The following is an 11,890-nucleotide window of genomic DNA, read 5'->3' on the forward strand; positions in this document are numbered from 1 at the left end:
ATGCCAGCCCACCGGCGTTCCAACGATCACTTGGACGGCTATGCATTTGCGTACACGGATAGTGCCATCCCGCTACGTCAAGCGCGGATTCCTACTTTCGGCTGCCTTGCTGTTGACGGGTTGCAGTGCCGTGCTGATGGCCCCGTCCGGCGACCTCGCGGTCAGGCAGCGTGATCTAATCATCATCTCGACCGGCCTGATGCTGTTGATCATCGTGCCGGTGATCATCCTCACACTGCTGTTCGCCTGGCGCTACCGCGCCTCCAACCGCGCCGCCACCTACGAGCCCGACTGGGACCACTCCACGCTGCTCGAACTGGTGATCTGGTCCGCGCCGCTGCTCATCATCATCGCGCTCGGCGCGATCACCTGGGTCAGCACGCACAAGCTCGACCCGTACCAGCCGCTGTCGCGCATCGACGCCGAGCGCGGCGTGCCCACCGGCACCGAGCCGCTCACCGTGGAAGTGGTGGCGCTGGACTGGAAGTGGCTCTTCCTGTATCCCGACCAGGGCATCGCCACCGTCAACGAACTGGTGGCGCCGGTGGACCATCCGATCCGCTTCAAGCTCACCGCGTCGAGCGTGATGAACTCCTTCTTCATCCCCGCGCTGGCCGGGCAGGTCTACGCCATGCCGGGCATGGAGACCAAGCTCCATGCGGTCATCAACGCGCCCGGCGTGTACGAAGGCTTCTCCGCCAACTACAGCGGCGCGGGCTTCTCCGGCATGTACTTCAAGTTCCACGGCGTGAGCAACGAGGAGTTCGAGCGCTGGGTCAGGCAGGCCAAGGCCGGCGGCGGCGCGCTCACGCGCGAGACCTACCTCAGGCTCGAGCAGCCCAGCGAGCGCGAGCCGGTGCGCCGCTACGCCAGCGTGGACCCGGCGCTGTACGGCGCCATCCTCAACCGCTGCGTGGAAGCGGGCAAGCCGTGCATCAAGGACATGATGCCGATGACCGGGCAGGCCACGCGCCAGGCGCAGCGGGCGCAGCCGGTGCCATCGGTACGGCTGGGGTCGGGGCAGGGCGAGTATGCGCTGGCCTCGCTGCAGCGCGCCGGCGCGCCGTTCGGCGAGATCTGCACCGCGAGCGACCCGACCGGCTCCGGTTCCGCCAAAGCCCTGCCGCGCTGACGCGGCCCGGCCCGACGCCATGACGCGAGCGCCGAAAAAGAATCCTGCAACAATGCCCCTGCGGCCCTGGTGATGACAATGCCCGAGCACGATCTTACCCAGCTGGTATTCGGCCGCCTGACCTGGGAGGCGATTCCCTACCACGAGCCCATCCTGCTGGCGACCTTCGCCGTGGTGGCGGTCGGCGGGCTGGCGCTGGTCGGCGTGCTGACCTACTTCCGCGCGTGGGGCTACCTGTGGCGCGAATGGTTCACCAGCATCGACCACAAGAAGATCGGCATCATGTACATCGTGCTCGGCATCGTCATGCTGCTGCGCGGCTTCGCCGATGCCATCATGATGCGCGCGCAGCAGGCGGTGGCCTTCGGCGATTCGGCCGGCTACCTGCCGCCGCACCACTACGACCAGATCTTCACCGCGCACGGCGTGATCATGATCTTCTTCGTGGCCATGCCGCTGGTCACGGGCTTCATGAACTTCGTGGTGCCGCTGCAGATCGGCGCGCGCGACGTGGCCTTTCCCTTCCTCAACAACTTCAGCTTCTGGATGACGGTGGGCGGCGTGGTGCTGGTGATGATGTCGCTGTTCGTCGGCGAGTTCGCGCGCACCGGCTGGCTGGCCTATCCGCCGCTCTCGGGCATCCTGCAGAGCCCCGACGTGGGCGTGGACTACTACATCTGGTCGCTGCAGGTGGCGGGGCTGGGCACGCTGCTGTCCGGCATCAACCTGCTGGTGACGATCGTCAAGATGCGCGCGCCCGGCATGACGCTGATGAAGATGCCGATCTTCACCTGGACCTCGCTGTGCACCAACGTGCTGATCATCGCCGCGTTCCCGGTGCTCACCGCGGTGCTGGCGCTGCTGGCGCTGGACCGCTACGTCGGCACCAACTTCTTCACGGCGGACCTCGGCGGCAACGCGATGATGTACATCAACCTGGTCTGGATCTGGGGGCACCCCGAGGTCTACATCCTGGTGCTGCCCGCGTTCGGCATCTTCTCCGAAGTGGTGTCCACCTTCTGCGGCAAGCGGCTGTTCGGCTATGCGTCGATGGTGTACGCCACGGTGGTGATCACGGTGCTGTCGTACCTGGTGTGGCTGCACCACTTCTTCACGATGGGCTCGGGCGCGAGCGTCAACTCGTTCTTCGGCATCACCACCATGATCATCTCGATCCCGACCGGGGCGAAGATCTTCAACTGGCTGTTCACCATGTACCACGGGCGCATCCGCTTCGAGGTGCCGATGCTGTGGACGGTCGGCTTCATGGTGACGTTCGTCATCGGCGGCATGACCGGCGTGCTGCTGGCGGTGCCGCCGGCGGACTTCTCGCTGCACAACAGCCTGTTCCTGATCGCCCACTTCCACAACGTGATCATCGGCGGCGTGCTGTTCGGGCTGATGGCCGGCATCAGCTACTGGTTCCCCAAGGCGTTCGGCTTCAAGCTCGACCCGTTCTGGGGCAGGTGCTCGTTCTGGTTCTGGCTGGTCGGCTTCTACGTCGCCTTCATGCCGCTGTACGTGCTTGGCCTGATGGGCGTGACCCGGCGCATGAACCATTTCCAGGATGCCTCGCTGCAGATCTGGTTCCAGATCGCCGCGTTCGGCGCGCTGCTGATCGCCTGTGGCATCGGCTGTTTCCTGATCCAGCTGTTCGTGAGCTTCCGCCGCCGCGAGGAACTGCGCGACACCACCGGCGACCCGTGGAACGGCCGCACGCTGGAGTGGTCCACGTCCTCGCCGCCGCCGCAGTACAACTTCGCCTTCACGCCGCTGATCCACGACAACGACGCCTGGTGGCAGATGAAGCAGCTCGGCTACCAGCGCCCGCAGCAGGGCTTCATCCCGATCCACATGCCGAAGAACACCAGCGCCGGCATCATCCTCGCGGGGCTGAGCACGCTGATGGGCTTCGCGCTGATCTGGCACATGTGGCTGATCGTGGCGCTGGCGTTCATCGCCCTGCTGGCGGTGGCGATCGGCCACACCTTCAACTACAAGCGCGACTACTACATCCCGGCCGACACCGTCGTCCGTACCGAGGCAGAGCGCTCGCGCCTGCTTGCCACTCATGGTTGATATCGCCACCCCCTACGGCCCGGACAGCATGAGCGCGCAGGCGGCCCCGCGCGAGGCGCAGCTGCGCTTCTACGAAACCACCGAGGTGCACCCGCAGAACGGCACGCTGCTCGGCTTCTGGCTCTACCTGATGAGCGACTGCCTCATCTTCGCCAGCCTGTTCGCCGTCTACGGCGTGGTGGGCCGGCGCTATGCCGGCGGCCCGACCGGCGCGGAGCTGTTCGAGCTGCCGCTGGTGGCGCTCAACACCACCTTCCTGCTGCTGTCGTCGATCACGTATGGCTTCGCCATGCTGGAAATGCAGAAGGCGCGCACCAGCCAGACGCAGTGGTGGCTGGCCATCACCGGCGTGCTGGGCGCGGCCTTCCTCGGCATCGAGATGTACGAATTCGCGCACCTCGTGCACGAAGGCGCCGGGCCGCAGCGCAGCGCGTTCCTGTCGTCGTTCTTCACGCTGGTCGGCACGCACGGGCTGCACGTGACCGTGGGCATCGTGTGGCTGGTCACGCTGATGGTGCAGGTCGGCAAGTACGGGCTGATCCACGAGAACAAGCGCCGCCTGATGTGCCTGTCCATGTTCTGGCACTTTCTCGACGTGGTCTGGATCGGCGTGTTCACCTTCGTCTACCTGATGGGAGTCCTGCCATGAACGCGCACGACAACACGCTGGCCGGCGGCGCCGGCGCGCACGGCCACGATGGCCACGACGACCACGGACACCATGACGACGAAGGGTTCCACGCCACCTTCGGCGGCTACATGACCGGCTTCGTGCTCGCCGTGCTGCTGACCGCGGTGCCGTTCTGGCTGGTCATGGCCAACGTGTTCGACAAGTCCCGGACCACGGCGCTGGTGCTGCTGGTGTGCGCCGCCGTGCAGATCGTCGTGCACATGATTTACTTCCTGCACATGAACTTCAAGTCCGAGGGTGGCTGGACCATGCTGGCCCTGATCTTCACCATCGTGCTCGTCGTGATCGCGCTGAGCGGCTCGCTCTGGGTGATGTTCCACCTGGATCAGAATATGATGCCGGCTATGCACGACACGAAGAACCTACCTTGAACGCAACTCGACACCCCCAGCCCCAGCCAGCCACCGGCGCCGCGAGCGCCCAGCCGTCCGCTTCCCCGCGCCGCACCGGCGCTCTCGTGGTGTTTGCCGTCCTGGCGGCATTCGCCTTTTCCGTCCTGGTCGGGCTCGGCACCTGGCAGGTCCAGCGCCGCGCCTGGAAGCTCGACCTGATCGAGCGCGTCAACGCGCGCGTGCACGCGCCGCCGGTGGCGGCGCCCGGTCCCGCGCAATGGCCGCAGGTCAGCGTGGCCGGCGACGAATACACGCACGTGCGCGTGTCCGGCACCTTCCTCAACGACCGCGAGACGCTGGTCCAGGCCGTGACCGACCTGGGCGGCGGCTTCTGGGTGGTCACGCCGCTGCGCATGGCCGACGGCAGCGTGGTGCTGGTCAACCGCGGCTTCGTGCCGCCCGAGCGCGCCGAGCGCGCCGCCCGCAGCCAGTACGACCCGCCCGGCGAGACCACCGTCACCGGCCTGCTGCGCATCAGCGAGCCCGGCGACGCCTTCCTGCGCCACAACGATCCGGCGGCCAACCGCTGGTACAACCGCGACGTGCCCGCCATCGCCGCGGCGCGCGGCCTGCAGAACGTGGCGCCGTATTTCATCGACGCCGACGCGGCGGCCGGCGCCGCGCCCGCGGTCAATGGCGCGGCGGCCGACCCCGAAGGCAGCGTGCCGCGCCAGCAGGACGGCGAGCGCACGTGGCCGGTCGGCGGGCTGACCGTGATCTCCTTCCACAACAGCCACCTCGGCTACGCCATCACGTGGTACGGGCTGGCGCTGATGGTGGCGCTGGGCGCCTTCCTGGTCGGCCGGCAGGAGTACCGCCGGCGCAAGGGGATGTGAGGCGGGGCCGGCGTCCCGACGCATCGGGACGCCGGCCAGCACATCCGCCGGGGCCCTAGCCGACCGTGGCCTCGAACACGCGGCGGTAGTTGCCGCCCAGGATCATGCCCGTTTCCTGCTGGGTGAAGCCCGCGGCGACCAGCGCGTCGCCCAGCGAGGGCAGCTGCTCGTAGCCGGTGAAGACCGGCGGCGAGATGAAGCCGAGCATGTCGGTGCCCAGGCCGACGTGCGCCACGCCCACCACGTCCGCCATGCGCTTGACGCCTTCGGCCATCGCTTGCAGGCTGTGGAAGGTGCCCGCGCTCGGCCACACGCCGATCACGCCGCCGGTGCCGGCGATGGCGCGCGCATGGTCCGGCGAGATCAGCCGGCTGCGCGTGCCCGGGTGCGTGGCCAGCGCCGTGTGCGAGATCACCAGCGGCTTGCTCGACGCCGCCGCCGCGCGCTTGACGAGGTCGTAGGTGCCGTGCGCCACGTCCACCACGATGCCCAGCGCATTGCAGCGCCGCACCACCGCGGCGCCGAAGTCCGTCAGGCCGCCGTGCACCGGCGCCTCGGTCTGGATGTCGCCCAGTTCGTTGACGCGGTAGTGCGTCAGCTGCAGATGGCGCAACTGGTACATCGCATGCGCCTCGTCCACGCGCTCCAGCCGGCCTTCCAGGAAATCGGCGCCCTCCGCCGCGATGATCGCGCACGGGCCGGCGTGGCCCTGCGCCGCCAGCGTGGCCGCGCTGGTGACGACCTGCATGCGCTCGCGCGCCACCAGCTCGTGCGCGCGCGCGAATTCGGTGCGGCCCAGCGCGTAGAGCTCGCCCTCCTGCGGCGTGCGCCAGGCCTCGAAGCGCATGCGGTTGGCCGACACGCGCGTGACCGTGGTGTCGGTGACGATGGCCAGGCAGATCACGTTCATGCCGCCCGCGCGCATCGGCGCGGCCAGCGGCAGGAACGGCCGGCGCGCGCCGATGGCCGGATCGCGCGAGACGATCACGCGGCCGGCGTGGCTGTGCATGTCGATGGTCAGCGCGTCGGCGGCCGGTTGCCATCTGGCCGGGGCGTCGGCCGGCTGCGCGTTGCCGGCCGCATCGGCCTGCCCTTCGGTGTAACCGGCGAACCGTCCCGGCGCGCAGGCCGCGAGGCCGAGCGCCGCGCCGGAGGCCAGGAACACGCGCCGGCTCATGGTGCCGGCGGCGGGCGCGGCGAGCGGCTGCGCGTCGCGCAACTGGTAGCGCCATCCCGCCGGATCGTCCAGCAGGCGCACCAGGCGGCCGCGCAGGCCGACTGCCTGCGCCGGCAAGGCCAGCGGGCCGGCGGCGTAGACTTCGACGCAGGCCCGCGGATCGCGCGGCACGCAGCCGCCGCAACAGGGCGGCTCGGCCGCCAGCAGGAAATAGTCGGCGGCCTGTGCCTCGGGATCGAGGGGGATCATCCAGCCGCCGAGTTCGACCGTTGCGCCGTCGAGCGCGTCGGCATTACCGTTCCGGATCGTCGTCCAGTCGATCTGCATGCGGGGTCCCCTGGTGTGGCCGGCGCCGCGCCGGCCGCGCTATGGAGGATAGCCGTTCGGGCCCCGCTTGTGCGTCAGCTTTTCTGCGCCGGGGGGCTGAACAGGTAGGGCACCACCGCGGCCGCCACCAGCACGCCCGCCGACAGGAAGATGGCGGCGTAGGTGCGCGAGACCGGCCAGCGCGCGGCGTCGCCGAAGCTGGCGATCATGCCGAAGGCCCACGACGCCAGCGCCGAGCCGAGGAAGACGAAGGTATTGAGCAGGCCCAGGCCGCGCCCGCGCGCCGCCGGCGGGATCAGGCCGCGGCCCTGCGCCATGACCAGCGGGTGGAGCATGCCGATGGTGGACAGCAGCGCCATCAGGCCCACGCCGGAGGCCACGCTGCTGTCCGGCCACATGGTCAGCAGGATCGCGCCCAGCAGCGAGAAGCAGGACCAGCCGCCGATGGTGGCCTTGAGCGAGCTGCGCCGCACCAGCACCGGCAGCACGAACGCCGTGGCGAAGCCGGCCAGGCTCAGCAGCGTCAGCGCCACGCCGCGCGGGCCGGCCTGCAGGCCGTAGACGCTGGCCAGGTAAGGCCCGCTCCAGGCATTGCGGAAGGCGGTGCCGGCGGCCATCGCCACGCACATCGGGATCAGCGTCCACAGCGGCGCCAGGCCCAGCAGCCGGGCGCTCTGCAGCAGCATGGCGCGCCACGGCGTGTGGCGTGCCTCGGCATGGCCCTCGTCGCGCACGCAGCGCCAGACGCCGTAGCAGGCCATCGCCATGCACAGTGCCGCGAACGCCATCGCCACGCGCCAGCCCAGCAGTTGCGAGGCCCAGCCCAGCGGCGCCGTGGCGCACAGCGCGCCGATCATGCCGGTGGCGTTGGACTTGCTGACCACGCGCGTGTAGTCGCGCTCGGACAACTGCTCGGACGCGAAATGCAGCAGCCCCATGAAGACCGGCGCGCAGGCCAGGCCGAGCCCGGCCTGCGCCAGCATGGCCACGCCACCGTTGGGCGCCAGCGTAAACAGCAGCGACGACACCGCGCCGATGGCCAGCAGCAGCGACGTGGGCCGGCCCACGCCGTAGCGGTCGAAGGCGATGCCGACCGGGATCTGCGCCGCCGCGAAGGCCATGAAGAAGCTCGACGACAGCGCGCCGAAGCCGGCCGCCGACAGCCCGAAGTCATGCTGGAGTTCCGGCGCCATCACCGCCAGGCAACTGCGGTAGAACTGGCTGAGCGCGAACGCGAAGGTCAACAGGAGGATGCCGTGCAGCGCGCGGTTGGTGGCATCGGGGGCGCTTTGCCGCGCGGGCAGCTGGCCGCCTTGCGCGGCTGGGGATGTCTTCACGATGGAACCAGGTCTGTGTTCTTCTTATGCGCTGCTTCCCGGAGCACGGGCGCAGGACCGCGACCGCGGGGCGCCGCGGCAGCGGGTCATTCTACGCTGCCGGCCCGCCGGCCGAGGTGCGCCGCGGTTGGCTTGCGTGGTTCGCCGGCGTCAATCTGTTCGATTATCGGTGCGGATGGATGTCAGGCTTGTGACCGCGCGGCAGCGTTCCGGCCCGGCCGGTGGCCGATGAAAATTCGCCACATCCCGCTCGTGCACACGCGATTCGCCGCCTATTCTCCTATGGCTGTGCACGTTGTATCGCTGGCCGGCCGCAGCTTGCCGGGCGCCATGAACGCGGAAGTCTGCTCGTCCCGCCAGGGCGGCAGTCCACGGCCAGGGATGCCCGGTGCCCTGGTCTTGCCGCGCCCGCAGGGGACGGCGCTCCGCGCCTTTTTCCTTCCCGCATCGTTTCTCGCCAAGGAGCATGCAGTGACTACGCAACAAGAACAAGACCCCGTGCCGTCGCCAGCGCGCCGCAATGTGCTGGTGGCCGGCGCGTCCGCCGTTGCCGCCGGCACCCTTTCCGCCCTGGCTGCCACGGCGGACGCCGAGGCAGCCACCAAGCCGGTTCGTGCCGGCGGCCAACACGCCCCCAACCAAGGAAGCCAAGTCATGGATACCATCACCACCAAAGACGGCACCCGCATCTACTACAAGGACTGGGGTACCGGCCAGCCCATCGTGTTCCATCACGGCTGGCCGCTCACCGCCGACGACTGGGACGCGCAGATGCTGTTCTTCCTCTCCAAGGGCTACCGCGTGATCGCGCACGACCGCCGCGGGCACGGCCGCTCCACCCAGACCGCGACCGGCAACGAGATGGACACCTACGCCGCCGACGTGGCCGCGCTGGCCGCGCACCTCGACCTGCGCAACGCCGTGCACGTGGGCCACTCCACCGGCGGCGGCGAGGTGGCCCGCTACGTGGCGCGCCACGGCGCCGGCCGCGTGGCCAAGGCGGTGCTGATCGGCGCGGTGCCGCCGGTCATGGTCAAGAGCGCGGCCAATCCGGGCGGGCTGCCGCTCGAAGTGTTCGACGGCTTCCGCGCCCAGCTTGCCGCCAACCGCGCGCAGTTCTACAAGGACGTGCCGATTCCGTTCTACGGCTACAACCGCGAAGGCGCCAAGGTCTCCGAAGGCATCAAGGAGAACTGGTGGCGCCAGGGCATGATGGGCGGCACCAAGGCCCACTACGACTGCATCAAGGCCTTCTCCGAGACGGACTTCACCGAAGACCTCAAGAAGATCGACGTGCCGGTCCTGATCATGCACGGCGACGACGACCAGATCGTGCCGATCGCCGATTCGGCGCTGCTGTCCATCAAGCTGGTGCGCAACGGCACGCTCAAGGTCTACAAGGGGTATCCGCACGGCATGTGCACCACCCATCCCGACGTCATCAACGAAGACCTGCTCGCCTTCATCAAGCAATGACCGCGCGGTAGCCGGCCCAAAGCCGGCTGCGGTTTGTCGGTCTTTCCCTTGCCGTGCCGTCCGCGGTTCCCGCCGCGGGCGGCACGGCGCCGGCGCGCCCCAAGGCCGCCGGCGGGATGCGCGCCTGCCGCTCTTGCCGGCCAGGCGCGCTTCCCGCACGGAAGGCGCCGCCTTCTTTATGCCTTTGAAGGCAATTCTCCAAAATAAGTGAATCGAAATGCACTTTAAGTGACGTGCAACCGTCCTCATCTGTGTATCAAATGAGAGTGATTAGCATTTACAATTGGCGGCAGCGTGCGGCATTGCCCAGAATGAGTCATCAGGCGCGCGAGCCGGCCCCGCCGGCGCGCCAACCACCATGCCAGAGCCAATCATGCCTCCCAGCCCAGACCAGCTTGCCCTTCCCGCCGCGTCCGCGGACGCGCGGCTTGCCCCGCAACTGCCGCGGCGGGCCGCCTTCCTCGGCGCCGGCGCGCTGGTGGCGGTCGGCTACATGGACCCGGGTAACTGGGCCACCGCCATTTCCGCCGGCGCCAGGTACGGCTACGGCCTGCTCGCGGTGGTGGCCGCCGCCAGCGTGGTGGCCATGCTGCTGCAATGGATCGCCGCGCGCATCGGCGTGGTCACGGGGCGCGACCTCGCGCAGCTCAGCCGCGAGCGCTTCGGCCGGCGCACCGTGATCGGCCTGTGGCTCGCCAGCGAGATCGCCATCATCGCCTGCGACGTGGCCGAAGTGGTCGGCACCGCCGTGGCGCTGCAACTGCTGCTGCACGTGAACCTGTGGGTCGGCGTGCTGCTCTCCGCCGTCGGCACCATCGCCATGCTGGCCGTGCAGCGCCAGGGCCGGCGCACGCTCGAGGCGCTGGTGGCCGGGCTGATCCTGCTGGTGGCGCTGTGCTTCGTCGCCCAGCTGGCGATGGCGCAGCCCGACTGGGCCGCGGTGGCCGGCGGCTTCGCGCCCTCGGCGCAACTGGTGCGCGACGCCGGCATGCTGTGGCTGGCCGCCGGCATCGTCGGCGCCACCGTGATGCCGCACAACCTCTACCTGCACTCCGCGCTGGTCAGCAAGTTCGCGCCGCGGTCGCAAGCCGGCCAGCCGGCGGCAACGCGCGCGCCCCGGGCCGCGGACGCGCCCGCCGTGGCGGCGGCGCTGCGCGGTGTCAACCTCGACACCATCGGCTCGCTGACCTTCGCCTTCCTCGTCAATGCCGCGCTGCTGATCCTGGCCGCCGCCGCGTTCCACGCCAGCGGCATGACCGAAGTCAGCGACCTCGCCGACGCGCACCGCCTGCTGGATCCGCTGCTCCACTCGCAATGGGCCAGCCTGCTGTTCGCCGGCGCCTTGCTGGCCTGCGGCCTGAACTCCACGCTCACCGGCACGCTGGCCGGGCAAGCGGTGATGGAAGGCTTCCTCAACCTGCGCATCTCGCAGACCCGGCGCGCGCTGCTCACGCGCGGACTGGCCATCGTGCCGGCGCTGGCGGCGGTGGGGGTGTTCGGGCAGCATGGCTCGGCCGAACTGCTGGTGGCCAGCCAGGTGGTGCTCAGCCTGAGCCTGCCGCTGGCGGTGGTGCCGCTGATCCTGTTCGCGTCCAACCGGGAACTGATGGGCGCGTGGCGCGTGCGCGGCGTGCCGCTGGTGTTGGCCTGGGTTAGTGTGGGGGTTATTCTTTTTCTTAATGGGGCGTTGCTTTGGCAGGGAGTAATTGGTTAATTTTTTTTATTGATTTTAAATTCCTTAGATTCCTAAAGTAAAAGGATTAACTTCAAAGTCAACGGCTGAACGTCAAAGTCAAAGGCTTTCGCTCCTCCGGAGCGACCTACTTTCTTTTGTCCGAAAAGAAAGTAGGCCAAGAAAGCGGACTGCCTTGCCGGCAGGGGCAGAGCCGAACAGGGTTGCTGGTTGTTGGTGGTTTCGTGGTGGGGTTCGTGGTTCTGCTGGGATTCTGCCGGTACCGGTTCTAGCGGCCACGTTCTCTCGGGTGGTGTTCGATTCGTGGTGGCGCTGCATGATGGCGTAGGCCCAGGCCCCTCAAGCTGCTGCCGCGACCGGGGTGGACGGGTGCGTCGCAGGGACGGTGCTGGTTTCGTGGTGGGCGTGGTGGCCCCTGCGCGGGTGTGTTGGGTTGCTGGAACCGAGACTGGCACCGCGCTCGAACAGGGGCCACCACGCCCACCACGAAACCAATGCCGGTGCTACGCCGTGACCGCCAAAACCGGTAACGGCAGATGCCAGAACCAGCAGTGCGCCCGTCATCATAGGTCTGACCCCGAAACCCATACCGCCAGCCAGATCGTGGCCAGCCGAACCGGTAACGGCAGGATTCCAGCAGAACCACAGGCCCCACGACGAAACCAGCAACACCAGAAACCCCAACGTTTCTGCCCCTGCCGGCCAGGCAGCCCGCTTTCTTTGCCTACTTTCTTTTCGGGGAAAAGAAAG

General features: G+C 68.5%; 10 protein-coding genes. 7 read left to right on the top strand and 3 right to left on the bottom strand.

Annotated features, from left to right (window positions below; all coding sequences use genetic code 11):
• The first annotated feature begins 136 nt into the window (after positions 1–136).
• The 5 genes from cyoA to AC3WXD_RS28575 all read left to right on the top strand — a co-directional run bounded on the left by cyoA (position 137) and on the right by AC3WXD_RS28575 (position 5,130).
• Complete coding sequence (gene cyoA / locus AC3WXD_RS28555) at positions 137–1,132, top strand: ubiquinol oxidase subunit II (RefSeq protein WP_020423870.1); 996 nt, start codon at positions 137–139, stop codon at positions 1,130–1,132.
• Positions 1,133–1,210: 78 nt separating this feature from the next.
• Positions 1,211–3,211, top strand: coding sequence for a cytochrome o ubiquinol oxidase subunit I (cyoB, locus tag AC3WXD_RS28560; protein WP_020204668.1), 2,001 nt, complete (start codon positions 1,211–1,213; stop codon positions 3,209–3,211).
• A 28-nt stretch (positions 3,212–3,239) separates the two neighbouring features.
• On the top strand, positions 3,240–3,860 hold the full coding sequence (gene cyoC / locus AC3WXD_RS28565) for a cytochrome o ubiquinol oxidase subunit III (RefSeq protein WP_155888182.1): 621 nt from the start codon (positions 3,240–3,242) through the stop codon (positions 3,858–3,860).
• Positions 3,857–4,273 carry a cytochrome o ubiquinol oxidase subunit IV gene (cyoD, locus tag AC3WXD_RS28570; RefSeq protein ID WP_492325152.1) on the top strand — a complete coding sequence of 139 codons (417 nt, stop codon included), beginning with the start codon at positions 3,857–3,859 and terminating at the stop codon, positions 4,271–4,273. Before cyoC ends, cyoD begins: the two co-directional genes overlap by 4 nt.
• The gene (locus AC3WXD_RS28575) at positions 4,270–5,130 is read left to right on the top strand and encodes an SURF1 family protein (protein WP_492325153.1); all 861 of its coding nucleotides are present in this window, start codon (positions 4,270–4,272) and stop codon (positions 5,128–5,130) included. Before cyoD ends, AC3WXD_RS28575 begins: the two co-directional genes overlap by 4 nt.
• Positions 5,131–5,185: 55 nt before the next feature.
• Here the strand turns inward: AC3WXD_RS28575 and AC3WXD_RS28580 are convergent, their stop codons facing one another.
• The gene (locus tag AC3WXD_RS28580; protein WP_492325154.1) at positions 5,186–6,634 is read right to left on the bottom strand and encodes a dipeptidase; all 1,449 of its coding nucleotides are present in this window, start codon (positions 6,632–6,634) and stop codon (positions 5,186–5,188) included.
• A gap of 74 nt (positions 6,635–6,708) precedes the next feature.
• Positions 6,709–7,938 (bottom strand): MFS transporter, encoded by a 1,230-nt coding sequence (locus AC3WXD_RS28585; protein ID WP_052165962.1) that lies wholly within the window; start codon positions 7,936–7,938, stop codon positions 6,709–6,711.
• A 687-nt stretch (positions 7,939–8,625) separates the two neighbouring features.
• Here AC3WXD_RS28585 and AC3WXD_RS28590 point away from each other — a divergent pair.
• Positions 8,626–9,447: an alpha/beta fold hydrolase gene (locus AC3WXD_RS28590; RefSeq protein ID WP_492325155.1), complete on the top strand. Its 822-nt coding sequence runs from the start codon at positions 8,626–8,628 to the stop codon at positions 9,445–9,447.
• Positions 9,448–9,820: 373 nt separating this feature from the next.
• Positions 9,821–11,161, top strand: a complete 1,341-nt coding sequence (locus AC3WXD_RS28595) for an Nramp family divalent metal transporter (protein ID WP_492325156.1) — start codon at positions 9,821–9,823, stop codon at positions 11,159–11,161.
• Positions 11,162–11,703: 542 nt separating this feature from the next.
• Here the strand turns inward: AC3WXD_RS28595 and AC3WXD_RS28600 are convergent.
• The coding region (locus AC3WXD_RS28600) for a hypothetical protein (protein WP_492325157.1) at positions 11,704–11,890 on the bottom strand (187 nt) is incomplete at its 5' end.

The organism is Cupriavidus sp. FW216-B1, from assembly GCF_058789195.1.

What these genes read in the sequence shown, in the direction of transcription:
- cyoA (WP_020423870.1), top strand. Translation starts at nt 137, where the DNA reads ATGGCCCCGTCCGGCGACCTCGCGGTCAGGCAGCGTGATCTAATCATC.
- cyoB (WP_020204668.1), top strand. Translation starts at nt 1,211, where the DNA reads ATGCCCGAGCACGATCTTACCCAGCTGGTATTCGGCCGCCTGACCTGG.
- cyoC (WP_155888182.1), top strand. Translation starts at nt 3,240, where the DNA reads ATGAGCGCGCAGGCGGCCCCGCGCGAGGCGCAGCTGCGCTTCTACGAA.
- cyoD (WP_492325152.1), top strand. Translation starts at nt 3,857, where the DNA reads ATGAACGCGCACGACAACACGCTGGCCGGCGGCGCCGGCGCGCACGGC.
- AC3WXD_RS28580 (WP_492325154.1), bottom strand. Translation starts at nt 6,634, where the DNA reads ATGCAGATCGACTGGACGACGATCCGGAACGGTAATGCCGACGCGCTC.
- AC3WXD_RS28590 (WP_492325155.1), top strand. Translation starts at nt 8,626, where the DNA reads ATGGATACCATCACCACCAAAGACGGCACCCGCATCTACTACAAGGAC.
- AC3WXD_RS28595 (WP_492325156.1), top strand. Translation starts at nt 9,821, where the DNA reads ATGCCTCCCAGCCCAGACCAGCTTGCCCTTCCCGCCGCGTCCGCGGAC.